This is a genomic window from Streptomyces sp. NPDC002690 (assembly GCF_053592415.1).
The window spans coordinates 1-24420 of record NZ_JBSFVR010000088.1; the positions used below are offsets into that span (position 1 = coordinate 1).

Annotated in this window: 21 protein-coding genes; 11 read left to right on the forward strand and 10 right to left on the reverse strand. The window is 71.7% G+C overall.

Going from position 1 to position 24420, the window contains the following annotated elements:
• Positions 1 to 127: 127 nt before the first annotated feature.
• Entirely contained in the window at positions 128 to 2584 is a 2457-nt protein-coding gene (locus ACWD3D_RS14125; protein WP_451461144.1) for an RICIN domain-containing protein, read from the reverse strand.
• Positions 2585 to 2849: 265 nt separating this feature from the next.
• Here ACWD3D_RS14125 and ACWD3D_RS14130 point away from each other — a divergent pair, with 265 nt between their 5' ends.
• Both ACWD3D_RS14130 and ACWD3D_RS14135 read left to right on the forward strand, forming a co-directional pair.
• Positions 2850 to 3857: an aminoglycoside phosphotransferase family protein gene (locus ACWD3D_RS14130; RefSeq protein WP_451461145.1), complete on the forward strand. Its 1008-nt coding sequence runs from the start codon at positions 2850 to 2852 to the stop codon at positions 3855 to 3857.
• Positions 3858 to 4154: 297 nt separating this feature from the next.
• Positions 4155 to 4571 (forward strand): hypothetical protein, encoded by a 417-nt coding sequence (locus tag ACWD3D_RS14135; protein WP_451461146.1) that lies wholly within the window; start codon positions 4155 to 4157, stop codon positions 4569 to 4571.
• A gap of 31 nt (positions 4572 to 4602) precedes the next feature.
• Here ACWD3D_RS14135 and ACWD3D_RS14140 read toward each other — a convergent pair whose 3' ends face one another.
• On the reverse strand, positions 4603 to 5247 hold the full coding sequence (locus tag ACWD3D_RS14140) for a LysE family translocator (protein ID WP_451461147.1): 645 nt from the start codon (positions 5245 to 5247) through the stop codon (positions 4603 to 4605).
• 884 nt (positions 5248 to 6131) lie between these two features.
• On the opposite strand from ACWD3D_RS14140, the gene ACWD3D_RS14145 reads away from it, so the two are divergent.
• The 3 genes from ACWD3D_RS14145 to ACWD3D_RS14155 are packed head-to-tail and all read left to right on the forward strand — an operon-like array spanning position 6132 to position 9381.
• Positions 6132 to 7463, forward strand: coding sequence for an ABC transporter substrate-binding protein (locus ACWD3D_RS14145; RefSeq protein ID WP_451461148.1), 1332 nt, complete (start codon positions 6132 to 6134; stop codon positions 7461 to 7463).
• Positions 7460 to 8482, forward strand: a complete 1023-nt coding sequence (locus ACWD3D_RS14150) for a carbohydrate ABC transporter permease (RefSeq protein ID WP_451461149.1) — start codon at positions 7460 to 7462, stop codon at positions 8480 to 8482. The genes ACWD3D_RS14145 and ACWD3D_RS14150 overlap by 4 nt, the downstream gene beginning before the upstream one ends.
• A complete protein-coding gene (locus ACWD3D_RS14155) occupies positions 8479 to 9381 on the forward strand; it encodes a carbohydrate ABC transporter permease (protein ID WP_451461150.1) in 903 nt (300 codons plus the stop codon). Before ACWD3D_RS14150 ends, ACWD3D_RS14155 begins: the two co-directional genes overlap by 4 nt.
• A gap of 16 nt (positions 9382 to 9397) precedes the next feature.
• Here the strand turns inward: ACWD3D_RS14155 and ACWD3D_RS14160 are convergent, their stop codons facing one another.
• From ACWD3D_RS14160 to ACWD3D_RS14170, 3 genes are read right to left on the reverse strand one after another with little or no spacing between them, the layout of a single operon-like run.
• Positions 9398 to 9991: a TetR/AcrR family transcriptional regulator gene (locus tag ACWD3D_RS14160; RefSeq protein WP_451461151.1), complete on the reverse strand. Its 594-nt coding sequence runs from the start codon at positions 9989 to 9991 to the stop codon at positions 9398 to 9400.
• A 56-nt stretch (positions 9992 to 10047) separates the two neighbouring features.
• Positions 10048 to 11730 (reverse strand): AMP-binding protein, encoded by a 1683-nt coding sequence (locus tag ACWD3D_RS14165; RefSeq protein ID WP_451461152.1) that lies wholly within the window; start codon positions 11728 to 11730, stop codon positions 10048 to 10050.
• A complete protein-coding gene (locus tag ACWD3D_RS14170) occupies positions 11727 to 12494 on the reverse strand; it encodes an SDR family oxidoreductase (RefSeq protein ID WP_451461153.1) in 768 nt (255 codons plus the stop codon). Before ACWD3D_RS14170 ends, ACWD3D_RS14165 begins: the two co-directional genes overlap by 4 nt.
• A 293-nt stretch (positions 12495 to 12787) precedes the next feature.
• On the opposite strand from ACWD3D_RS14170, the gene ACWD3D_RS14175 reads away from it, so the two are divergent.
• The 3 genes from ACWD3D_RS14175 to ACWD3D_RS14185 all read left to right on the forward strand — a co-directional run bounded on the left by ACWD3D_RS14175 (position 12788) and on the right by ACWD3D_RS14185 (position 15764).
• Positions 12788 to 13243 (forward strand): MerR family transcriptional regulator, encoded by a 456-nt coding sequence (locus tag ACWD3D_RS14175; protein ID WP_451461154.1) that lies wholly within the window; start codon positions 12788 to 12790, stop codon positions 13241 to 13243.
• A 14-nt stretch (positions 13244 to 13257) separates the two neighbouring features.
• Positions 13258 to 14337, forward strand: a complete 1080-nt coding sequence (locus ACWD3D_RS14180) for an NAD-dependent epimerase/dehydratase family protein (RefSeq protein ID WP_451461155.1) — start codon at positions 13258 to 13260, stop codon at positions 14335 to 14337.
• Between the two features lie 143 nt (positions 14338 to 14480).
• A complete protein-coding gene (locus ACWD3D_RS14185; protein WP_451461156.1) occupies positions 14481 to 15764 on the forward strand; it encodes an exo-beta-N-acetylmuramidase NamZ family protein in 1284 nt (427 codons plus the stop codon).
• A 55-nt stretch (positions 15765 to 15819) separates the two neighbouring features.
• Here ACWD3D_RS14185 and ACWD3D_RS14190 read toward each other — a convergent pair whose 3' ends face one another.
• From ACWD3D_RS14190 to ACWD3D_RS14200, 3 genes are all read right to left on the reverse strand, one after another.
• A complete protein-coding gene (locus ACWD3D_RS14190; protein ID WP_451461157.1) occupies positions 15820 to 17076 on the reverse strand; it encodes an MFS transporter in 1257 nt (418 codons plus the stop codon).
• Between the two features lie 14 nt (positions 17077 to 17090).
• Positions 17091 to 17684 (reverse strand): helix-turn-helix domain-containing protein, encoded by a 594-nt coding sequence (locus ACWD3D_RS14195; protein WP_451011822.1) that lies wholly within the window; start codon positions 17682 to 17684, stop codon positions 17091 to 17093.
• Between the two features lie 118 nt (positions 17685 to 17802).
• Complete coding sequence (locus ACWD3D_RS14200; RefSeq protein ID WP_451461158.1) at positions 17803 to 18510, reverse strand: SDR family NAD(P)-dependent oxidoreductase; 708 nt, start codon at positions 18508 to 18510, stop codon at positions 17803 to 17805.
• A gap of 103 nt (positions 18511 to 18613) precedes the next feature.
• Here ACWD3D_RS14200 and ACWD3D_RS14205 point away from each other — a divergent pair, with 103 nt between their 5' ends.
• Entirely contained in the window at positions 18614 to 19453 is an 840-nt protein-coding gene (locus tag ACWD3D_RS14205; RefSeq protein WP_451461159.1) for a helix-turn-helix transcriptional regulator, read from the forward strand.
• Between the two features lie 82 nt (positions 19454 to 19535).
• Here the strand turns inward: ACWD3D_RS14205 and ACWD3D_RS14210 are convergent, their stop codons facing one another.
• On the reverse strand, positions 19536 to 22370 hold the full coding sequence (locus tag ACWD3D_RS14210) for a penicillin acylase family protein (protein ID WP_451461160.1): 2835 nt from the start codon (positions 22368 to 22370) through the stop codon (positions 19536 to 19538).
• Between the two features lie 252 nt (positions 22371 to 22622).
• Here ACWD3D_RS14210 and ACWD3D_RS14215 point away from each other — a divergent pair, with 252 nt between their 5' ends.
• On the forward strand, positions 22623 to 23234 hold the full coding sequence (locus ACWD3D_RS14215) for a hypothetical protein (RefSeq protein ID WP_451461161.1): 612 nt from the start codon (positions 22623 to 22625) through the stop codon (positions 23232 to 23234).
• A gap of 78 nt (positions 23235 to 23312) precedes the next feature.
• Here ACWD3D_RS14215 and soxR read toward each other — a convergent pair whose 3' ends face one another.
• Positions 23313 to 23792: a redox-sensitive transcriptional activator SoxR gene (gene soxR, locus ACWD3D_RS14220; RefSeq protein ID WP_451461162.1), complete on the reverse strand. Its 480-nt coding sequence runs from the start codon at positions 23790 to 23792 to the stop codon at positions 23313 to 23315.
• 121 nt (positions 23793 to 23913) lie between these two features.
• On the opposite strand from soxR, the gene ACWD3D_RS14225 reads away from it, so the two are divergent.
• Positions 23914 to 24375 (forward strand): MaoC family dehydratase, encoded by a 462-nt coding sequence (locus ACWD3D_RS14225; protein ID WP_451461163.1) that lies wholly within the window; start codon positions 23914 to 23916, stop codon positions 24373 to 24375.
• The last annotated feature ends 45 nt before the right edge of the window (positions 24376 to 24420 follow it).

The window sequence follows — 24420 nt, forward strand, 5'->3', positions numbered from 1 at the left end:
CGCCTCCGCGGCGGCCCGGACCACGTCGCGCAGTCGCTGTCGTTGGGTGAGCGTCTCGCCGGTGAGCGGGCCCGCGCGCCGGACCGGCGCGCGGGGTGGTGCGGGGGAGATCCGGCGGTGCTGCTCGTCAGAGCAGCTGCCAGAGGTGGTCGTCGGTGCCGTTGTCGTCGTACTGCACGACATGGGCGCTGTCGGCGAGGGACATCAGATCCACGCCGAGCACCTTGTCCGAGTGCCGGTTGCGGACGCGGTACCAGCCGTCGCCGTTCGGCACGAGCTGCCAGAGGTGGTCGTCGGTGTCGTTGTCGTCGAACTGGACGACGTGGGCGCTGTTGGCCGTGGACATCAGATCGACGCCGAGCACCTTGCCGGAGTGCCGGTTGCGGATGCGGTACCAGCCGTCGCCGTTGGCGACCAGCCGCCACAGGTGGTCGTCGGTGCCGGTGTCGCCGAACTGCACCACATGGGCGCTGTTCGTGGTCGACATCCCGTCCACGCCGAGCACCTTGCCCGAGTTCTTGTTGGCGATCCGATACCAGCGGTCCGCCAGCCAGGGCGCCGCGTCCGGTGCGGCCGTCGGGAACGACGTGATCCGCAGCCGGGCCGCCCCCATCGGGACGAGGGTGACCTGCTCGACGGGCTCGGTGCTGCGCGCCGGGCTCTGCTGGAGCGGCGCCACCACGTGCTCGTCGTCCGCGCTCCACTCGGGGATGCGGCGGGCTCGCGCGGTCAGCGTGAGCGGGGTGCCGGCCAGGGTGAAGGGGTTGGTGCCGGCCGTCAGCCGGGTGGAACGTGAACCAGGCCGCGCGGCCACGGTGGCCTGGGGCAGCGCGCCGTCCAGCACGAGGCCGTAGTTCCACGGGGTGGTGGCGTGCACCGCGAACTCCGGGAACTGGTCCGTGCCGCCGATGCGCTCGTAACTCTCGCCGATGCGGAGCGAGTACGTGAGCGGTCCGCGGTCGATGCTCACCGAACCGTGGTTCTCCGCCCACGTGCGCACGGTGGTCTGCTGCGGGAAGCGGAGCGTGACCTTGTCGCCGTTCTTCCAGGTGCGGTCGACGCGGGTGAAGGCGGGACCGGCGGGGGCGGTGACCCGCTGCCCGTTGACCCGGATCTCCGGCGCGGTGCACCAGGCCGGAACGCGCAGCACCAGCGGGAACTTCACCTGCTTCGGGGTCTTCAGGGTGAGCGTGACCGTGTCCGTGAAGGGGTAGTCGGTCTCCTCGGTGATGGTGACCTCGGTGCCGTCCGCCACCGCCGCCGTCACCTCGCTGGCCGCGTACATCGCCGCCGCCAGACCGCCGTCCGGAGTGGCGAGCCAGAGCTCTTCGAGGAAGTACGGCCAGCCCATGCCGTAGTTGTGCGGGCAGCAGCGGTACTGGTCCACGCCCGGCAGGAACGCCTGCATCGCGAAGCCGTTCTGGAACTGCCGGTCCCGTTTGGGCTCGTTGTCCAGATCGACGCTGTTGGCGCTGGTGATGTAGTGGATCGCCTTGCCCGAGGGATCGAGCGACGCGGGCAGCGAGTTGAACGCGAGATCCTCGCAACGGTCCGCCCACAGTGGGTCGCCCGTGATCCGGGTGAGCAACTGGTGGCTCGCCATGAACTCCACGATGCCGCAGGTCTCGAAGCCCTGGCGCGGATCTCCGTGCCCGGCCCGGGCGTTCTCGTCGCCGGCGATCCCGCCGCCCGCGAACTGCCCGTACTGGCCCATCGCCTTGGCGTACGTGCCGTAGGTGTCCTTGGTGTCCTGTGCGGAGCCGCTGCGCAGCGCGTACTGGGCGGGCTCGCGGAAGCCCTGCGCGATGTTGACGTTGTGCGGGTTGACCAGGTTGTCGCCCCAGTCGGCGCCGTTCTGGTGGATCTTGTCGGCGAGGTCGAGCAGGAAGGTGTCGCCGGTCCGGTTGAACAGCCAGAAGACGCTGTCCAGACCGTCGCCCCAACGCAGTGCGATCCAACTGGTGTTGAAGGCACCAGGGCCCTGAGCGTTCATGTACCGGAAGAACCGGCTGAGGAAGGGGATCACCCGGGTGTCGCCGCTGTACTCCTGCCAGGAGCGCAGCGCCTGGATCAGCGGGAGGAACGGCCAGAAGTCCGGTCCGCCGTTGAGCGAGGTGCGCAACGCCTTGGGGCCGAAGAACCCGTCCGACTGCTGCGTGGTGAGGATCGCGTCGATCCAGCGCCGGGTGGCGGCGAGCGCCTTCGCGTCGCCGGTGACGATCGCCAGGTCGGTGTATCCCCGCAGCCAGTACGGGACTTCCTCCCAGCCGCCCTGGTCGGTGTGCACCCAGCCGGAGGTGTCGAAGTCGAGGAAGTGCGAGAACTCCTCGTAACGCCCGCACAGGCCGTCCAGTTGGAGTTGGAGCTGTCCGGCGAGCCAGCCCCGTGCCTTGACCCGGCCGGGCGGCAGCTTCAGGAACGCGGTCGGGTGCAGCGGCGCGGCGTTCGGGGCGTAGTGGCCGCCGCGCGCCACCGGCGCCACGTGGCCCGCCGCGGTCGCGGTGGTGGCCCAGCGGCCCATGGCGGCGGTCGAGGCGGCGGTGACCAGGGCGCTGGTCACGAAGTGCCGACGGTTCAGGGGCATGTGGAAGCTCCACTTCTGCTCTGCGGCAGCCTCGTTCCGCGCCCTGGTGCGACGACTCGGGCGCATGGCGAAGAAGGCTGTCGCGTTCCGGTGCGGTGGTGCGACAACTTCTATGCAACGTTGGAAAAATGATGTCGGCGGTATGACAGCACGCCGTCAAGCCGGTGTCCAGAGATCGCGCAGCGGTTGGTGCGGGGGGGGTGTCGGCCACCCGGTCCGGAGAAACGGATGGAGTGGACGATGGATGCGGTGGTGAGATGGGGGGATGCGGCAAGACGACTCGACAACGGTCGACCGGGGGCAGTACCAGGACGCGGTGACGCCCTGGGAGACCGATACGTGGCGGGAGGCAGCCCTCGCGTGGGTGGAGAGCGGGCTGGCGGCCCATGGGCTGCGCGCGGCGGGCAGGCGATCGGTGCGGCTGCGGCCGTGGTCCGTGCTGGTGCGGATTCCCGTCGAGGAGCAGGGAGTCGTGTGGTTCAAGGCCAACCCGCCCGCGAGTGCCTTCGAATCGGGGCTCACCGAAGCTCTGTCGCGCTGGGTTCCCGGGCAGGTGCTGAAGCCGATCGCCGTCGAAGCGGAGCGCGGATGGGCGCTCCTTCCCGACGGCGGCCCGCTCTTCCGGGACGCTCTGGACCGTGGCACTGCGGACCTGCCGGACTGGGAGGACATGCTCCGGCAGTACGCCCTGCTGCAAGGCGAGTTGACACCTCTCGTCGGAGAAATGGAGTCACTCGGTGTCCCGAACGGGCGGTTGGCGGTCCTGCCGGAGATTTTCGACCGGGTGGTGGAGGAGAACCCGGTGCTGGGTCAGGAGGGCCGCGAGGCGATGCGGGAACTCCGTCCGCGTCTGGCGGACTGGTGTACCGAGCTCGCCGGCGTGGGCATCGCCGACACGCTCGACCATTCCGATCTGCACGACGGTCAGTCGTTCGCCCCCGGGCCCGGTCGCTTCACCTTCTTCGACTGGGGTGACGCGGCGATCTCCCACCCCTTCTGCAGCCTGTTGGTCTCCGCCCGTGCGGCCCGCCGGAGATACGGCCCCGAGGCGCTTCCCCGCCTTCGCGACGCCTACCTGGAGCCGTGGACGGGAAGCGGCCCCACGGCCGCTGAACTGCGGCGCGCCGTGAGCCTCGCGTGGCGGCTCGGGGCGATCGGCCGGGCCTGCTCCTGGGGTCGTCTCTTCCCCGGGGCGGACGGCGGCGCGGTCGACCCCGGAGGCGCGGACAGTGCGCGCTGGCTGCGGGAACTTCTTGTGGAGCCGCCTCTTTGACGGGCATTCATTCTTTACGAGCCGCTTTCGCGATCCGTTCCGACGTGTTCGCCTCGGTCGGCGCAGCGCCACGACAAGGGCTGCTCCTACGGCTGTAGAGGGTACGACGTGGAGCCACAAGGGCACTTGGGTGGATGCCAAGTGCGCCAACAGCATGAGGCTGGGCCCGACGGCGGCGTCGATGGCCATGCCGATACGATCCGGTCCGTGCAGTGAGGTGTCTCCCGACGGTCCGGATTCCGGTTCCCCGCTGCCCTCTCGGAGGGTCCCGGGCACAGGTGAAGGTGAAGGTGGAAAGTGAAGAACTTCCTGCTGCTGATTCGGCTCGGTTGCGTCGCGGTGTCGGTGGTCGCACCACTGGAGATTGTCTGCTACTTCCTTCTGGGGGTGTTCGAGGCGCAGTCCGGAGCGAGCGGGGAGGGATGGAGCCGGTCGGTGGACGCACTGCGGATCGCTGTGCCCGCAGGGGCCGTCGAGTTGGGCATCATCCTGGTCGTGCTGCTCTGGGCCAGGGCGGCGAGCACCGATCCGACCTCACGGTCCGCTCGCGTCGTCGCGGTCGTGGTGGCCGCCCTGTGCGCCAGTGTCCCTACCGCGTTCGTCGTGGGCGTGTGGGCCTGGCCCGTGGTCCTGCTGAGCTGTCTGGCGCCCGCGGCTCTGGCCGCCCCCGTTCTCATGCGGCCTTATGCGCCGGTGACCGAGAGCACCGCCTGAGAGGGCATCAGGGCTCGCTGTACGGCCGCGCTCAGGGGGAGACGGGCGTGCGGGAGAGCGCGGTGCGCAGGGCGAAGGCACCGAGCAGGCCGCCCGCGGTGAACCGTTGGGCGGTCATGACGCGGGGCCGGGTGGCCAGGAACCCGGACAGCCGTGCCGCGCTCAGCATGATCAGAGCGTTCACGGTGATCCCCACGATGATCTGCACACCGCCGAGCTGGAGGAGCTGGGCCCAGGACGGACCCGCGTGGGGGTCCAGGAACTGGGGCAGCAGCGCGGCGTACAGCAGAGCGATCTTGGGGTTGAGCAGGTTGGTCAGCAGCCCCGTCGAGAACAGCCGGGCGTCGGAGGCCGGAGGCAGGTCTCCGGCCGGGTCGAAGGGCGACCGCCCGCCGGGCTTGAGCATGCCCCAGGCAAGGTGGGCCAGATAGGCGGCCCCGGCGAGCTTGACCACCGTGTACGCCACGGGCACGGCGGCGAACAGTGCGGAGAGGCCCGCAGCCGCGGCCAGCAGGTAGCACACGAAGCCCACGGCGGTCCCGCCGAGGCTCACCAGGCCCGCCCTGCGGCCCTGGGTGATCGCGCGGGACGCGAGGTGGATCATGTTCGGTCCCGGAGTCACGGCCATGCCCAGTTCGACCAAGGCCACCCCTCCCACTGCGGACAGAGCTATCACGGCCGTCCTCCTGATGGTTCGTCGGTCTCGGGTGCGGCGCCGGATCGGGACAGCGTCGGCCGGTGCGGACGACCGCGCACTCGCGTGGGTGCGTGCTCCGCCCACCGAAGGATACGGCCCCGCCCTGGGCGCGACGGTGTGCGCTGCGGCTGCCCAACTCCCCACGAGCAGGACCGGTCTCATCACATGCTCCGATTTCCGTGAAAGGTGACGGAAGACGCGGGGGGTGTCCGGCGGGAGCCGTGCCCCGGCCGGACCTGGAGCTGGTGGTACGCGATGCGGTGCGGCGTGCGGGCGCGCGTGGGGTGCGATCCGGCGCGCGGAGTGCGGGACGCGCCGGTGCGTGACCGATATTCAGCCAGTTAGCCGTACACGGTCAAGAGCGGGAACCGGACATGACCGTTCGGTCAACGGACGTCGCAGGCAGAGGCGTTACGTGGCTCCACCACCGGTCGCGGCCCGCGGCCCAGCACCCCTCCACCACCGCGGCCCAGCACCCCTCCACCACCGCGGCCCAGCACCCCTCCACCACCGCGGCCCAGCACCCCTCCACCACCGGTCGCGGCGGGCGGCCCCGCGCTCCCCCGCCGCCCCGGCCGGCACCCACCGGCTCACCCGTGCGGACCCCGCTCCGTGTCGCTGCCCGGCGTGCTCGCGGTCGGCTGCGAAGGTACGGCGAGAGTTTCGACCGGATGCCCCCGGTGTGGCGCCGGGCGCCGCGCCGTCGTGTCCGTAACCGCCCGCGATCCGGGGCCCCGCCCCTCCGCGTCGCTCCGAGGCGGCCCGGTGGACGCCGGACCGCCGCCGGGTGCGTCGCGCACGGGCGGGGGGCGTTCCCGGCGGGTCGGCCGTCCGGCTCGTACCGCCTCGGCAGAAGGGCACGCATGACCACGGGTCAGGGGCACGGACGCACCACGGGCCGGAGCGGTCCCGCGGGAGGCGATCACACCGCGCGGAGCCGTCGGGGGTTCCTGCGGACCGGCGGCGGGATCGCGGTGGCCACCGCGCTGGCGCCGGTCCTGTCCGGATGCTCGGGCGGTTCCGGCGACGGGCTGCGCATCGTGGGCGTCACCGACCAGCAGCAGCCGGTGGAGGAGTTGCTGGCGCTGTACCGGGAGAGCCGCCCCCGGGAGTCCTTCACCACCTCGTTCGCACCCACGGAGCAGATGCAGACGGTGGTCCGCACCCAGCTCGCAGGTGGCAACGCCCCGGCCGTGCACGCGGTGTACCCGGGCAGCGGCAGCGCGATGTCCATGGTCGAGCTGGCCAGAGCCGGGCTGCTCACCGATCTCAGCGCGCAGCCGTGGACGAGGAACATCCCGGCGGCCTTCGGTGCGGCCTACCGGTACGAGGGGCACACGTACCTCTACTCGGCGGGCAGCTGCCTGATCGGCGCGATCTACAACAAGAAGGTGTTCGCCCGGGCGGGTGTCGAGCCGCCGTCGACCTGGAAGGAGCTGCTCGCGGTCTGCTCCGAGTTTCGGGCGCGGGGTGTCGTACCGATCGCGCTCGGCGCGCAGACGCCGTGGGTGGCGCAGCTGATCAGTTACGCGCTGGTGCCGAACGCCGTCTACGCGCAGAACGCCCGGTTCGACGACGACATGGCGGCCGGTCGGACGACTTTCCGGGACTCGGGATGGGCCGATGCTCTCGGCCGCTATCAGGAGCTCCAGCGCAAAGGTTTCTTCAACGACAATCCCAACGGCACCACGTTCGAGCAGCAGACCGCGATGGTGGCCACCGGGAAGGCGGCGATGGCCGTCCAGGTCTCCGCCGTGCTCGGGGTGTTCCGGGAGGCAGCCGAGAGCCCTGGCGATCTGGCGATGTTCCCCTTCCCCGGCGGGGACGATCCGGCGCGGCTGTGGATTCCGGCCGGGATCGTGGTCGGCCTCGGCGTCTCCGTACGCGCGGGGAAGGACCCGCGGGCCGCGGACTTCATCGCGTTCCTCGGGAAGCAGGAGAACATCGACCGCTGGGCGTCGGCCGTCTTCGCGATCCCCTTCCGGCGGGACGCTTCGACCGCCGTCGACCCGGTCCTGGAGCCGTTCCTGCCCATCGTGGACGGGGGCCGCGCCGTGCCGTTCATGGACCAGCGGTGGCCCAACGCCGAGGTGCAGCCCGCGCATTGCTCGGCCGTGCAGGACTTGCTGGCCGGGGTGACGGACGTCCGGGGCGCGCTCGGACAGATGGACGACGCCTACCGGAGGGCCTCATGAGCCGCTCGCTCCCCCACCCCGAGGAGATCGAACCCGAGGAGATCGGGCCCGAGGAGACCCGGCCGGGGAAGACCCGGCCCGGGGCGCCGCCCCCGCCCACGGTGCGCATCCGGCCGCCGCGGACCGCGCCCCGCACGCGCTCCCGCCGCGATCTCACGCTCCCGCCCTGGGGGTTCGTCGTCCCCGCCCTGGTGGTGTACGCGGTCGTGGTGCTCTACCCGGCCATGGCAGGCGTCGCGTATGCGTTCACCGACTGGTCGGGCATCGGCGACGCCTCGTTCGTCGGGCTGGCGAACTTCCGCGCGCTCCTCGACGACCAGCGGACGCTGGACTCCGTGGTGAACACACTGCTGCTGACGGTGGCCGTGGTGGTGGTCCAGAACCTCGTCGGACTGCTGCTGGCCCTGGGGGTCGACAGCGGCATCCGGAGCCGGTCGCTGCTGCGGGTGGTCTTCTTCGCCCCGGCGGTCGTCAGCCCGGTGATGGTCGCGTTCCTGTGGAAGTACGTCTACAACCCCGAGCCCTCCGCCGGGCTCAACGGCCTGCTGGGCGCCTTCGGCCTGGGCGCGCTGCGGCAGGACTGGCTGGGCGATCCGTCGCTGGCGCTCTGGTCGGTGGCCGCCATGGTCGTCTGGCAGTACGCCGGGTACTCGATGGTCATCTTCCTCGCCGGGCTCCAGGGGGTGCCGCCCGAACTCCACGAGGCGGCCAGGATCGACGGCGCCGGAGCCTGGCAGCGGTTCCGTTGGGTCACCTGGCCGATGCTCGCCCCGGCGCTGACCGTCAACCTCATGCTGTCGACGATCGGTGGCCTGAAGCTCTTCGACCAGGTGTACGCGGCCACCAACGGCGGCCCCGGCACCGCCAGCGAGACGCTGTCGACGGCCCTGTTCAAGGAGGCTTTCGTGTACGGGAAGTTCGGCTACAGCACCGCCGTGGCCCTGGTGCTCGCGCTCTTCGTGGCGGCGGTCTCCCTGGTCCAGCTCCGTTTCCTGCGCGCCCGGGAGGTGACAGCGTGACGCACCCCGAACACGTCGGGCCCACGAAGCCCGTGAAGCGCACCAAGCCCGTGAAGTCCAAGAACCGTTCCGCCCCCCTCCGTGCCCGCTACGGGAGCTACACCCTGGAGCTGGTCATGATCGCGGTGGCGGTCCTCTTCCTGTTCCCGGTGTACGCGCTGATCACGCTGGCACTCAAGGAGCCCCGGCAGATCGCCGATTCACCGCTGGGCCTGCCCGCCCCGCCGACCGTGCACAACTTCGCCCACGCCTGGTCGTCCGCGTCCCTCGGCCCCGCGCTCGTGAACAGCGCGGTCATCACCACCCTCAGCCTGCTGCTGCTGGTGGTGCTCGGCTCGACGGCCGCGTACTTCCTGGCCCGCCGCGCCGAGGGGCTCGGCTACGGCCTGTACGTCCTCTTCCTGCTGGGCATCGTGCTGCCCTTCCAACTGGGCATGATCCCGCTGTACAAGCTGGTCGACAGCCTCGGCTGGCTCGGTACGTACCAGGGCATGGTGCTCTTCTACACCGGCATCCAGCTGCCGTTCACGGTGTTCCTCTACACCGGGTTCGTCCGCACCCTGCCCGCCGACTACGCGCAGGCCGCGCTGATCGACGGGTGCGACCACCGGCAGGCGTTCACCCGGATCGTGTTCCCGCTGCTGCGGCCGATCACCGGCACGGTGATCATCCTGAACGCCGTCTTCGTCTGGAACGACTTCTTCACCCCGCTGCTCTACCTCGGAGGTTCCGACAAGGAGACCGTGCCGGTGGGGGTGTTCTCCTTCGTCGGCCAGTACGTGTCGGACTACGGGCTGGTCTTCGCGGGGCTCGCGCTGGCCGCGCTGCCCGTCCTGGTGGTGTTCCTGCTGCTCCAGCGGTACGTCATCAAGGGGTTCGCCGGGGGGCTCAAGGGCTGAGCCCCGCCGGGGCCCGCTACGGCCTCAGCGCCCGCAGCAGCAGGTCCGCGAGGTGGCCGGCCACTTCCTGCTTGGTGAGCGGCCCGTCGGGGCGGTACCAGGTCGAGAGGTGGTGGATCGAGCCGAAGTGGTAGTCGACCACGAGGTCGGCGGGGCTGGAGAGCGAGAAGACGCCCGCCCGCTGGCCTTCTTCGATCAGGGCGCGGAAGCGCTCGTGGTAGCGGCGGCGTTCGACGCGCACCTGCTTGTTCTTCTCCGGGCTCAGGTGGTGCATGGAGCGGAAGAAGATCGAGGCGTCGTCCAGGTTCTCGATGGTCGTCACGACCACGTCGGCGGCGGCGTCGCGCAGGCGCTTCTCCACCGGCTCGTCGGCGTTGGCGAAGGCGTCGAGGCGCTCCTGCTGGAGGCGGAGCACCCGGGCGTAGACCTCGTGGAGGAGGTCCTCCTTGGAACCGAAGTAGTGGTACAGGGCGCCCTTGGTCACCCCGGCGGCCTCGACGATCTCCTGGACCGAGGTGCGGTCGTACCCCTGCTCCGCGAAGAGGCGGGTGGCGGCGGCCAGCAGCCGTTGGGGAACGGGAACCCCGTTCCCTTCCCTCGCCTTGGCCATCGCCGCCACCTGCCCTTCGCATCACCGTGAACGTGTTCCAAAGGCCCGTCCGGCCTTCAGTGCGGAGAACGCAGTTCCCGCCTGAGGATCTTCCCACTCGCCGTTTTCGGCAGCTCGGCCAGGATCTCGACCTGGCGCGGGTACTTGTACGCGGCGAGCCGTTCCTTGCAGTACGCGCCCAGTTCCTCCGGCGCCACCCCGGCGCCCGGCCGGAGGCTGACGTAGGCGCGGACCGTCTCGCCGCGGTAGGCGTCGGGGACGCCGACGACCGCGGCCTCGCGTACGGCGGGGTGGGTGTAGAGGACGTCCTCCACCTCGCGGGGCCAGACCTTGAACCCGGAGGCGTTGATCATGTCCTTCTTGCGGTCCACCACGTAGAGCCAGCCCTGGCGGTCCATGAAGCCGATGTCTCCGGTGCGCAGTTCGCCGTCCGGGAAGGCGGTGGCGGTCGCCTCGGGCAGGTTCCAGTAGCCGGACACGACCTGGGGGCCGCGCACCGCGATCTCGCCCTGTTCGCCGAGCGGCACCTCGGCACCGTTCTCGTCGAGGATGCGCACGAGGGTGTCCGGGCCCGGTACGCCGACCGACAGGGTGCCGGAGACGGGGTCGACGGGCGCTTCCCGGTGCGGGGGCACGGCGGCGCAGGGGGCGGTGCACTCGGTGAGGCCGTAGCCGTTGCGGAGGTAGGGGCCGAAGTCCGCCCGGAACTTCTCCACCAGCGCGGGCGGCAGGGGTGCGCCGCCGGAGGAGATCACCGCGAAGGAGTCGAAGTGGGCGGGGGTGGCGTCGGGGTGGGCGGCGAGCGCCATGAAGGCGGTGGACGGGCCGACGGTGTAGGCGGGGCGGTGGGTGGCGAAGGCTTCGAGGACCACGCCCGCCTCGAAGCGGTAGGCGAGCACCAGGGTGCCCGCGTTGGCGAGGCAGGCGGCGAGCTGGCAGACCATGCCGGTGATGTGGAAGAGCGGGGCCAGGGCGAAGTAGGCGGCACCCTCGGCGATCGGGTGGTCCTTGCGCTGGCGTTCGGCGTTGACCATGACGTTGCCGTGGGAGTTCATCGCCCCCTTGGGTTTTCCGCTGGTACCGGAGGTGTAGCTGATCAGCGCGGTGTCGGCGGCGGTGAGCGCGCGGTCCTCGGGGGCGGTGAGCCCCTTGCGGGCGACGGTCACCAGGTCGTCGGCGTCGCCGGGAACGGGCAGCCGCTCGAAGCCGAGGACACGCGGGTCGTTCTCGCTCTGCAGGTCGAGCTCGCAGGCGGTGATGGCGATGGTGACGCCCGGGGCGGCTGCCGCGGTGTCGCGCAGGTACGACTCCCAGGCCCGGTCCGAGCAGAAGAGCGCGGTCACTCCGGCGTCGTCCAGGACGTGCGCGACCTCGCCTGCCTTGTACATGGGGTTGAGCGGGACGACGGTGGCGCCCGCCTTCCACGCGCCCAGCAGGGCGAGGACGAAGTGCGGGGTGTTCTGCAGCATGATCGCCACGCGGTCGCCGTGGCGCAGGCCCCGGGCCGCGAGGTGTCCGGCGACCGAATCGCTGAGCTCGTCGGTCTCGCGGTAGCCGAGCCGCCCGTCGAAGTAGGCGAGGGCCGTGTGTTCAGGGGCGCGGGCGACGGCGGCCCGGAAGGCGTGCAGGACCGTCTCGGCGGGCTCCACGGGGGTGAGCTGCGTCTCGGAGAGCAGCCCGGTCCAGGGCTTCGCGGCGTACGGGGACGTCTGCGGGGTCATGTCGGTCGAGGTGGTCATGCGCGGGTCCCCTTCTCCCAGGAGCGCTGGAGCTTGTTCATGCCGCGGATCCAACGTTCCGGGTCCTCGGCCCTGGCCTGGTAGTACGTGGCCACCTCCGGGTGCGGCAGGACGAGGAAGCGGTCCTCGCCGATCGCGTCGAAGAGCGCGTCGGCGACGGCTTCCGGTTCGATGGCGGTGGGGGCGAGGACGAGTTCGCCGGCCGATCCGGCGGCGGTGAGCATGTCGGTCCGTACGCCCTGCGGGCAGATCGCGTGGACCTTGATGCCGCGGTGGCGGTAGGTGAGCGAGAGCCATTCGGCGAAGGCGACGGCCCCGTGCTTGCTGACGCTGTAGGGCGCGGCGCCGATCATCGTCAGCAGGCCGGCGGCGGAGGCGGTGGTGACGAACCGGCCGCTGCCGCGCTCCAGCCACTCGGGCAGCAGTGCCCGGGCCGCGCGGACGTGGGCCATCACGTTGACGTCCCAGGCGGCGGCCCACACCTCCTCGTCGGCGAAGACGTCGCCGGGCGAGGCGAGGCCGGCGTTGGCGCAGAACACGTCGACGGTGCCGCCGAGGGCGTCCCGGGCGGCGTCCACGATCCCGGAGGCGTCACCGGCGATCGCGGTGCCGCCGATCTCCTCGGCGAGTGGCTCGATCCGTGCGGCGTCGAGGTCGTTGACGACCACCCGCGCACCCTCGGCGGCGAATCTCCGGGCCAGGGCGGCGCCGATGCCGCCTCCGGCTCCCGTGACCACTACGCCGGCGCCTTGAACCGTACTCATCGGGTCCTGCCTCTCTGCACGACTGCCCCAGCAGACTAACCAGTCGGTATGTGATCGGGGAAGGGGTCGCGGGAAGGTCCGCGGCCCCCGGCGAAGAGCGGTGGAGCCTGTGGAGCGCCGAGAGAGAGCACGGTCGGCCGCCCCACGGGGCCGGCCGCGCCGGACGAGCACGGGGACGCGGCACGGGCGTCGCCCCCCCGGCGGTGGTGAACGGTTCGCCTGTCCTGCGGCTTTCTGCCGCCGTGGCGCGTTCGCCTTGACCTCAAGCGCTTGAAGTGGTGGAGGCTGTGCCCATGGCGGGAACGAGGCAGGAGCCGGCAACGGCTCTGACCATTCAGCAGATGGCGCGCGCGTCGGGTTTCAGCGAGCCGACCCTGCGCTACTACGAACGGATCGGACTGCTCGGGGCGATCGACCGCGACCCGTCCAGCGGCCACCGCCGCTACGGCCCTGAGTCGGCTGCCCGGGTGGAGGCCTTGGCGTGCCTGCGCTCGTCGGGCATGACGGTCAGCGGGATGCGCAGCTACCTGGAGCTGCTCGCCCGCCGGGAGTCCGCCGCACAAGAGCTCCGGGATCTGTTCGCCACCCAGGCGCAGACCCTGGAGGCCGATCTGGAGCGACTGCGACTGCGGCTGGCGTACCTGCGCGGCAAGGCCGACCTGTGGGGAGCGCGTGTCAGCCAGGACGCCTCCGCCGAAGCGCGGGCGATCAGCGAGATCACCCGCGTGCAGGAACACTTCACCTACTGAAAGACAGAAACACCATGAGCACACGCGACGTCGACGTGACCGTTCCGCCCGACGCCAGGGTCCTGGTCACCGGTGGCAGCGGCCTTGTCGGCAGTCACACGGTCGTACGGCTCCTGCGCGAAGGACACCACGTTCGTGTCCCGGTGCGCGGGCGGACGCAACAGGCCCAGGTGCGCTCCGCCCTGGACCGGGCCGGCGTCGACCCGGGCGGGCGTGTGGAGTTCGTCTCGGCGGACCTGAGCGCCGACGAGGGCTGGGCGCGGGCCATGGCGGGGGTGACGCACGTCCTGCACCACGCCTCCCCCTTCCCCATAACCCCGCCCGAGACGGAGGACGAGGTCGTTCTGCCCGCCCGCGACGGAGCGCTCCGGGTGCTCGCCGCGGCGCGCGAGGCCGAGGTCGTGCGCGTCGTGATGACGTCCTCCTTCGCGGCGGTCGGTTACTCCCCCACCCCCGACGGCCGGTACACCGAGGAGAACTGGACCGATCCGGACACCCCCGGCCTGCCCGCGTACCAGAAGTCGAAGGTCCTGGCCGAGACAGCGGCCTGGGACTATGCCCGTGCCCACGACGACATCGAGCTCGTCGTCGTCAACCCCACCGGCATCTTCGGCCCCCAGCTGGTCGACCGGCCCTCGGGCTCGGTCGGGCTGGTCAAGGCCATGATGAACGGAGCCATGCCCGTCGTACCGGTCATGCACTTCGGTGTCGTCGACGTACGTGACGTGGTCGACCTGCATCTGCGTGCCATGGTCCGTCCCGAGGCAGCGGGTGAGCGGTTCCTCGCCTGCGGCGGATCGTCCAGCCTCTTCGGCATCGCCACCACCCTGCGCGAACGCTTCCCCGCGTACGCGGACCGGTTGCCGGTACGGGAGCTGACCGTCGACGAGGTCCGGGAGGCCGCGAAGAGCGACCCGAGCCTGCGGGCAGCGGCGATGCTGGGAGGCCGCATCCCCCGCATCAGCGACCACAAGGCCCGAACAGTCCTGGGCTGGCAGCCCGGGGACGCCGACGACACCATCGCGGCAACGGCCGACGCCCTGATCGGCTTCGGATCCGTCACCCCGCCCGGCGCGCACGGACCCGAGGCGTAGGCGCCCCCGAGGCCGGTCCGGTGTTCTGCCCGACCGGTGCCGGCCGACCCCGTGAATCCGCCCCACCGAGATCGTTCCTTACGGGCTCCGCGCGCGCTAGCGTGCATGCCCATGACAGTCCGCGCGATCATGGAGGTGGCTGGATGAGCCTGACCAGACGGGGTGTACTGGCAGCGGGCGGAGGCCTGGGAGCCCTGGCGGTGACCGCCGCGGGCGGGGGTACGACGGCTGCCGCGAGCGGTCACGACGACCGCTCCGGGCGCGGCGGACGCGCCCCGGTCCGTACCGGCTTCGACCGGCTGGCCGCCGGTGGTTACCGGCTGCTGGCCGGCGAGCGCGTGGGCATCGTCACCAACCCCACCGGCATCACCTCCGACGTGCGCCACATCGTGGACGTCATGCACGCCGACGACCGGGTGAACCTCACGGCCGTCTTCGGACCCGAGCACGGCTTCCGGGGCACCGCCCAGGCGGGCGGTTCCGAGGGCCGGTACGACGACCCGGCGACCGGACTGCCGGTCTACGACACGTATCTGAAGAACGGCCGGCCGCTCGCCGACGTGTTCACGGCATCCGGCGTCGACACGGTGGTCTTCGACATCCAGGACGCGGGCGCCCGCTTCTACACCTACATCTGGACGCTGTACGACTGCATGGAGGCGGCGGCGCTCGCGGGCAAGCGGTTCGTCGTGCTGGACCGGCCGAACCCGGTCACCGGGCGGGCGGCGCTCGGTCCCGTGCTCGACCCGGCGTTCGGGACCTTCGTCGGGCGGCGGGAGATCGCCCAGGCGCACGGGATGACCGTCGCGGAGCTGGCGCTCTTCTTCAACGCCGAGTTCTTCGCCGCCGGCCCGGTGGATCTGGACACGGTGACGATGTCGGGGTGGCGACGCTCGGACTTCTTCGACGCGACGGGCCTGCCGTGGGTGCCGCCGAGCCCCAACATGCCGACGGCCGACACCGCGCTCGTCTACTCCGGCACCTGCCTCTTCGAGGGGACGAACCTCTCCGAGGGGCGCGGCACCACCCGCCCGTTCGAGCTGCTCGGGGCGGCCGGCATCGACCACCGCTGGGCCGCCGCCGCCAACGCGCTGGAGCTGCCCGGGGTCCACTTCCGCGAGGCGTACTTCGCGCCGACCTTCTCCAAGTTCTCCGGGGTCACGGTCGGCGGGGTGCAGCTCCACGTGGACGACCGCGAGGTCTTCGACCCGGTACGCACCGGCATCGCGCTGCTGGTGACCGCCAAGGCGACCTGGAGCGGCTTCGCCTGGCGGGCCGACAACTGGATCGACAAGCTGACCGGCAACACCCGGGTCCGCACCATGATCGACGCGGGCGCCGACACCGACGAGGTGGTCGGCGCCTGGCGATCCGACCTCGCGGCCTTCCGGGCCAAGCGGAAGAAGTACCTGCTGTACGGGGGGTGAGCGGACGCGGTCCGGGTGCGGGGAGAAGCCGCCCCTCCGCGCCCGGACCGGGCCTTCATCGGGGCAGTTCGGCGTGGCGCAGCGACCGGACGCAGAGGCCGGTGACGGACCCGAGCGCCACGATCGCGGCGCTGACGACGAACACCGGTCGGGTCCCCCAGGCGCCGACGGCCGCACCGGCGAGGGGGTACGTCAGCGGAGCGAGCCCCAGCGCGGACAGCCCGGCCACCGCGGTGACCCGGCCCAGGTACACGGGGTCGGCGGTCGTCTGCACGAGCGCCGAGCAGAGCGCCCCGCTGAGCCCGGCGGTCAGCCCGACGGCTGCGCCGAGGCCGACGGCGGAGGTCAGTGTGGGCGCGAAGGCGAGCCCGCCGACTGCCGCCGCGCCGAGGGCCAGGCAGCCCTGCTGCACCAGTCCGGCGCGTGGCAGGCGACCGCGCACGGCGAGCAGGAGGGAAGCCCCGGCCGCGCCGGCGCCGAAGCCCGCGACGATCCACCCGAGCCCGGCGGCGCCCCAGCCGCGTTCGTCGGCGAGCAGGGGCACGCCGATGTTCAGCGGACCGGCGAAGCCCAGTTCTCCGATCGTCACGACGATCATCAGCGGCGCCAGCACCCGGTCGTGGCGTATGTACCGCAGGCCGTCGGCCAGGTCCCGCCATGCGGCGCCACCGGGGCCACCGGGACCGGCCGCCCGGTCGACGCCCGGGTGGGGTGCGATCCGTACGGTGATCAGCAGCGGCAGCGACACCGCGAACAGCAGCCCGGCGACGGCGAACGCGAACGCCGGGCCTCCGAGCGCCATCGCCAGCCCGCCGAGCGGCGAACCTCCCACGGTGGCCGCCCGGGAGGCGAGCCCGCGCAGGCCCTGCACCCGGGCCAGCTGGTCCGGCTTGGTGATACGCGCCGGCAGTGCGCCGACGGCCGGCAGGAACAGGGCGTCCACCGTGCCGAAGACCAGTCCGACCGCCACCAGCAGCCACAGGCCGGGGGTCGCCGCGGCGAGCAGGCCCGCCACGGCCAGCACCACCACGCACCGCGTCAGGTCGCTGCCGATCACCACCCTGCGGGGCCCGAACCGGTCGGCCACCACTCCGCCGCCGAGCATCAGTACCGCCCTCGGCACGGAAGCGGCGGCCAGCACCAGCCCGGCCCGCGTCGATCCGCCGGACTGGACCGCCGCCCAGGACAGGGCGAGGAAGTACACGTTGTCGCCCAGCAGCGAGAGGACGAGCGCGCCCAGCCAGCGCAGGACGTTCGCGTCCCGGTGAGCCGGCGGTAAGCCCTGCCGTCCGGATATCTCGGTCGCGGTCACGCGACACCCCCCCCTCAGGGTCGGTACGGGAAGCCGTACAGATGCAGTGCGACGTGCTCGCGGTCCTCGGTGTCCCCGTCCGCCTCGGCCGCCCGGCCGCGCTCTTCCCAGCGCACGACGACCGCGTGGATCTCCTCGCCCAGCTCGGCCAACTCGGCCGCCGTCAGCCGCGGCAGGTACTCGGAGCTGAACGAAGCGTCCGTCCACTCCTTCGGCCATGCCGACTGCTGGTCGAGGTAGGTGCCGTACCGGTCGGCGCGCGTCGCGAGCAGTTGGCGGGTCACCTGCCCGACCACCGCCGCGCCCTCCGGATCACCCGCGAAGTCCGAGCTGCGGAAGGTGAACCCGCGCTCCGAAGCCGGCTTCCACCACCGCTCCCGCCCGTCCGTGCCCGACTCCTCCGGCGCCTCCACGATGAAGCCGTGCGCCGCCATCTTGCGCAGGTGGTAGCTGACGAGCGACACGGCCTCGTCCACCCGTTCCGCCAGTTGGGACGCGGTCGCGGCACGAGCCACGTAGAGCTGCCGGTAGAGCGCGATCCGGAGGGGGTGGGCGAAGACCTTGAGCGCATCGAGATCGGTGATGTTCGGCGTCGGGTTCATGGCCATGACCCGAGGTTAGAAAGAAAAGAAAAATTGCGCAATATAAATTGCACAACTGATCGTGCGGATGACGCGCACCGCCCCGTGCTCTTCCGGCCCGCCGGTGCGACGCCCGGCCCGGGTCTCACCAGGGCAGCGGGCCCTCCGCGTCGAAGTAGCCGCCGGTCGGGCCGTCCGGGCCCACCAGCGCCATCCGCACGATGATCTCCGCGCCCTCCTCCACGGTCTGGGTGCCGGTGCGCGCGTTGAGGTCGGTGGCGGTGTAGCCGGGCTCCACCGCGTTGATCCTCATCCCGGGGAACGCCTTGGCGTACTGCACGGTGATCATGTTGACCGCGGCCTTGGACGCCGGATAGGCGACGCCCGGGTAGGCGGAGGCCGGGTTGCCCGGGGTGGCCATCCGCTCCAGCGAGGCGAGACCACTGCTCAGATTGACCACGACCGGGGCCGCGGAGCGTTCCAGCAGCGGCAGGAAGGCGTGGGTGACCCGCACGGTGCCGAGAACGTTCGTCTCCAGGATCGTCCGCATCGACCCGGCGGTCTCGCCGCCCGCGCCGAGGACGCCGCCGTCCGGGGTGCGTCCCTCGATCCCGGCGTTGTTGATCAGCACATCGAGTCCGCCCGCGGCCTCGATCGTCTTCGCCGCGGCCTCCACGGAGGCGTCGTCGGTCACGTCGACGACGACGAGCCTGGCGCCGATCCGCTCGGCCGCCCGCCTGCCGCGCTCGGCGTCGCGGCTGCCCAGGTACACGGTGTGCCCGGCGGCGACGAGCCGGCGGGCGGTCTCGAAGCCGAGACCCTTGTTCGCTCCGGTGATCAGTGTCTTCGTCATGCCTCCCACTGTCCGGCCCGGCCGGGGTGCCTGCCAGACGTCCCGTCTTCCTGGGACCGGCGGTACCAGGAAGACGGGCGGGCGCCGGTGCACACTGGTGGGCATGGCGAAGGCGGAGTTCGGGCAGGCGGTGCGCCGCTGGCGCGACCGGGTGCCGCCCGAGGCCGCGGGGCTGGTACCCGGTGGCCACCGGCGTGCGGCGGGGCTGCGGCGCGAGGAGCTGGCGATGCTCGCCGGGATCTCCGCCGACTACGTGACCCGCCTCGAACAGGGCCGGGCCACCCACCCGTCCGGGCAGATCGTGGAAGCCCTTGCCGGGGCCCTGCGGCTGTCGGGGGCGGAACGCGAGCACCTCTTCCGGCTGGCCGGTCTCGCACCGCCCGGCCCCGGCACCGTACCCACCCGCATCTCGCCCAGCGTCCACCGGCTGCTCGACCGGCTCACCGGCACCGCGGTCGCGGTGTACGACGCCACCTGGACGCTGCTCCTGGCGAACCCGTCGTACACGGCTCTGATGGGCGACCCGGCCGGGTGGCGCGGCCACGAGCGCAACGGGGTCTGGCGCAATCTGCTGGGCCCCGGCACGAGCCGGGTCCGCCAGACCCCGCAGGAGCGGCGGAAGCTCGAAACGGTGCTGGTCGCGGACCTGCGCACGGCCGCCGCCCGCTACCCGGGCGATCCGCGGCTCGCAAGCCTCTTGGCGGAACTGCGGGCGGGCAGCGCCCGGTTCGCCGAGCTGTGGGACTCGGGGGCGGTCGGTACCCACGAGTCGGCCCGGAAGACGATCGACCATCCCGACGTGGGAACCCTCACCCTCGACTGCGACGTGCTCACCGTCGCCGGGGACGATCTGCGCGTGATGGTCTACACGGCCGAGCCGCGCACCGAGGACGCCGAACGCCTGGCACTCCTCACCCTCCTCGGCACACCGGCGGTCGGCTGACCCTCGCGCGCGGACGCGCGGTCCCGGTGAAGGGGTGGGCCACACCCCCGCACCGGGACCGCCTGTTCCCGGGCGCGCTCCCCTACCGGTGCGAGGGGAACTCCACGACCTGCTGGTAGGTCGGCCGGTTCTGCCACGGGATCGTCTTCTGGGTGATCCCGCCCAGCGCGCGGTGGATGATCGCGTCGCTGCACCACTGGTTGCCCGCCGCGCAGTTGCCGTCACCCGGGTAGACCGTGGCGGCGGGTTTGGCGGCGGCCTGCTTCAGGGTGGTGAGCAGGGCGTCGCGGCAGGTGGCGAGTACGCCGCCCCCGCAGTAGGTGCGGGCCAGTGGGCCCTGGACGGTCTCGCCGAGGACTTGGCGCAGGTCCTTGTCGGCGAAGGCCCACCAGCCGTACTGGAAGGCGGAGCCGCTGTGCGCCCCGCTGGGCCCGTGGCTGGCCGCCGGGGACTCGTCCACGGCGAGGTTCACCGCCAGGGCGTCGTAGAGCGCGTCCCCGAGTCCGGGCCGGAACTCCGCGTCCATCAGCGCGGGCCACCAGGCGTCCATGACGCGTACGGCGTCCGCGTTGGCGTACGTTCCCGAGCCCGCGGCCGTCTCCTTGCGTTGCGATCCGGCCGCCCGCCAGGCCTCCAATTGCTTGACGACCGTGTCGAGTGCGGTGTCGGTGACGGGCTGCGAGCGGATGATCTTCAGCAGTTCCGGCAGCAGTTGCTCGCCGCGCAGATCGGTCACGGCGGACTGCTCCATGGCCTTGGTGAGCGAGGCGCGGGTGACGCTGCCCTGGGCGACCAGCGCGGAGACCCGGTCGTCCAGGAGGTCGGCCCGGTGCACGGCGCCGAACCCGAAGCCGGCCGAGGCGTACCCCTTGGCCTGCCGGTTGTTCCAGGAGATGTAGTAGTCCTGGCCGCTGGAGTGCGGGTGCGCGGCGAAGGACGTGTACGTGGCGGTGTTCGCCGCCGGGTCGAAGCCCTGCCACTCGTACGCCCGGTCCGCGGCGATCGGCAGCGCCGGGTCCACGCCGGCGGCGCGCTCCGGGTTCATGCCGCTGTTGTAGTAGGCGGCGGTGCGGGAGTCGGCGTAGAACCAGTTGAAGGCGTAGTCGATGTTGCTCGCCGCCTGCTGGAAAGAGGCGGCGTCGGTCACGTAGGCGGGGTCGTTGAGCATCTGGAAGCCGATGATGGAGTCGGCCTCGTGACGGTAGGTGGTGCGCAGCGAGGTGTAGGCGACCGGCTTGCCGCCCACCGTCGCCCGGTGGGTGACGAGGCCGTAGTTGGTGCGCCAGACCTGCATCCGGTAGGAACCGGCGGCCGTGGAGTCGGCGGTCGTGGGCTTCCAGGAGTTGGTCCGCTCCATCTTCTCCATGGGCGTGCAGGTGCCCCGGTAGAGGTAGGAGGCGGAGCTCTTCGTCGGGGTGGCGCCGCTCGGTTCGCAGAGTTGGACGGCGTAGGTGTCGGTGATGTCCTGGGCGGCGGAGGTGGCGCTCCAGGCGTAGTCCTCGCCGCGGCCCATCTGGACGTACATGCCGACGCCCGCGAAGGAGACGCCGCGGGCGCTGATGCCGGGTCCCTGGATCTCCTGGAGCATCATCAGCTGCGGGGCGAAGTAACCGGTCTGCGGGCCGAAGACGGCGACCGGGTTGCCGCTCGCGGTGCGCGCGCCGGACACCACCAGGGCGTTGGACATGCCGCGCTTCTGCGCGTCGGTGCCGGAGCCGGGGAGGGTTCCCTCGGGGATGACGCCGTCGTCGAAGACGCCCTGGAGCGGCTTGAGGGCGGCGGGCGCGGCGACCGGGGCCTTGAGGTTGGTGCCCGCGGAGCCGGTGCGGTCGTAGATCAGCGGTTCGGCGGTGACGGACCCCTTGTCGGGGAGTGCGGTGCCCACCGCGGTCGCCGGCTTCTGGGCGTACGGGAAGGAGGTGCCGTCGTGCACGGTGAGGACGGCTTCCGGGTCCTCCCGCTGCCGGAACGACTCCCAGACCCGGGTGCCCTCGGCGACGCCGTACTTCTCCTGGGCGGCGAGCAGCGAGAGCGCGGCCTGCACCTCGCCGCCGCCTCCCCCGCCGAACTGGCCGCCGACGACCGTGGCGATGGCGATCAGGTCGGTGAGCTTGAAGGGCACGATCTCGCCGACGTTGGTGATCGAGTCGATCTTGCCGGTGAGGACGTACTCGCCGGGGAAGTTGCGACTCGACTTCGCCTTGTCCTTGTAGGCGTTGATGCCGTCGATGTAGGCCTGCGCGTCCGACATGGCCAGCTCGCCGCGGGCGCCCTCGGTGGTCCTGATCCGCTCGACCTGGGCTTGGAGATCGGCCTCGGTGTACGGGGCCTGCGGCCAGAACTGCTGCTCCAGGCCCTGGTTGGCGAGCGCCCCGCCGGCGAAGGAGGTGAGTTCTCCGCGTCCGATGTGGCGGAAGAGGTCCATCAGCCAGAGCCGGTCCTGGCCCGCCGCGTAACCGGCGCCGAACTCGGTGCCGTAGCGGGTGGTGCCGACGATGTGCGGGACGCCGGTCTTCTTGTCCCGGGTGATGGTGACGTCGCTGCGGGGCGAGACGGTGGACTCGACCTGACCGGAGGGGACGCCGAAGGAGGCGTCGTTGAAGAAGTCGGTCAGCTTGGCGTCGGTGAGGGTGCTCTGGCCGGAGATCAGCGACGTGTAGCGGTCGAGCTGGTCGTCGCTGTGGGAGGGATGGGTGCCGAAGAGCTTGTTGCCGAGGATGTCGGCGAGTGTGGCGTTGCCGTTCGCGCCGGGCGGCAGGATGTCCGCGCACTGCCCGGCGCAGTGGTCGGTGACCGCGGCGGTGGCCGCCACCGGGGCGGCGCCTGCCGGGAGTGATCCCGCCAGCAGAGAGGTTCCTAGTGCGAGGACGGCCGCGAAGGTCGCGGCGAGCTTGCCGGTACGTGTACGTGGGGGCATGCGTACTCCTCAGGGAGGCCGATGCGCCGGAGATTACCGACGGTAAGTCGGGTCCGTAAGGTGAGCATCAGTCACCTTTGCCGAATCGTCACACGGCCACCGGGCCCCGGCCGGCGGCCTTCTCCGGCCGCGCGCGCCCCTGTGTGCACCCCCGCCCCATCCGTGGCCGGAAATCATCTTTCGGGGGAGCCAGAACGGGCAGGCGTACGTCCATCCCCCACAAGAACACCGAACGACGGAGGTGGCGGTGGTATGGCCGGTTTCCGGAGTCTCGCGAGACAGGTCCGTGACCCCCGGGCCGATCTGGCCCTGCGGCGGTACTCGCTGCGCAAATGCCTGGAGCGCTTCGCCCCCTACGGGCACCGGGCGACCTGGGACCATCTGTGCGCCCGGCACGGTTTCGGCCCGGAGGACCGGGCTCCCGACCCGGCCCGGCTGACGGGCGCACTGGCCGAGCTGGAGGCGGCCCGGGCCCTCTGGCTGGCGTACGAGGCGGGGTTCGCCGAACGGCGGCGCCGCGAGAAGCGCGAGGGGCTGCGCCGGCCCGGCGGCTTCGACGCCTGGCACCGGCGGATCTGGGGAGGCAACGGCGTGGCCCGCTGCGCCGACCCAGGTACGCATCCGAGCGCCCCGCTTCCCGAGGTACTGCTCCGGCTGATCACCGCGCTCGGCGCGGAGCCCGGCACGGCCTGCCCGGTCTGTGCGGGGACCCGGATCGTCTGGCGCCAGGACCCGCACCGAGACCCCCGGTCCGGTCCGGAGTGCACGGGCTGCGGCATCCTCGTACCGGCGTCGGCACTGACGCCGGGGACACTGGCACGGGCGCACCGGATACGGCATCAGCAGCTGGCCTCGGCGGCCTGAGGGACGGCGGCCGGAGCACGGGCGGCCCGGGGGCCGGACGAGCGGTCCCCGAGCGCCGACGCCCGCACCCTCGGGGTGTCAGTCGCGCGGCTCCGGGGCGGTCCGGCGCTCCGGCATCAGACGGGAACCGGCCATTCGCTCGCCGGAGATGTCGTCCGGGTTGGAGAGCACGCAGTTCTCCAAAGAGAGGCAGCCGCAGCCGATGCAGTCGGTCAGATGGTCGCGCAGCCGGCCGAGCTGCTCGATGCGTGCGTCCAGCTCGGTGCGCCACGCCCCGGAGAGCCGGGCCCAGTCCTCCCGGGTGGGCGTGCGCTCCTCCGGGAGTTCGGCGAGCGCCTCACGGATGGTGGCCAGCGGGATGCCGACCCGCTGGGCCGCTCGTACGAACGCGACCCGCCGGAGCGCGTCCCTGTCGTAGCGGCGCTGGTTGCCGCTGGTGCGTCGGCTGGTGATCAGCCCCTTGGACTCGTAGAAGTGCAGGGCGGAGACGGCGGCGCCGCTGCGCGCGGCGAGTTGGCCGACGGTGAGTTCGTGGAGCGACCGGGGAATCTGGGGCACCCCCCGAACCTACTGCGCGCGCGAGGGGACTCCCCCACTTCGTTGACAGGAGCCGGTGCCCCCTCCATGCTGAGCAAGCGCTTAGACATCGAGCAGTGAGCCGGAAGGCAGGACCAGGACCATGGCAGAGCCGAAGATCTTCACCTCCGCACAGGAGCTGCGCGACGGTGTGGGCGAGCAGCTGGGGCACAGCGACTGGCTGGAGATCGACCAGAAGCGGATCGACCAGTTCGCCGAGGCGACCGGCGACCACCAGTGGATCCACGTCGATCCCGAGCGCGCGGCGGCCGGCCCGTTCGGCACCACGATCGCCCACGGGTATCTGACGCTCTCCCTGCTGCCGGTGCTCGTCCCGCAGGTCATGGCGGTCGAGGGCGCGAAGATGGGCATCAACTACGGCACCAACAAGGTCCGTTTCCCCTCCACGGTCCCGGTCGGGTCGCGGCTGCGCGCGACCGCCGTGCTGAAGTCCGTCGAGGAGGCGGGCGGCGGGGTGCAGATCACGGCAGTCGTCACCGTGGAGCGCGAGGGCGGCGAGAAGCCGGCCTGCGTCGCCGAGTCGGTGTCCCGCTACTACTTCTGAACCACGGCCCGCGGGCCCGCCCGGACCCCGCGTCCTCGGGGTCCG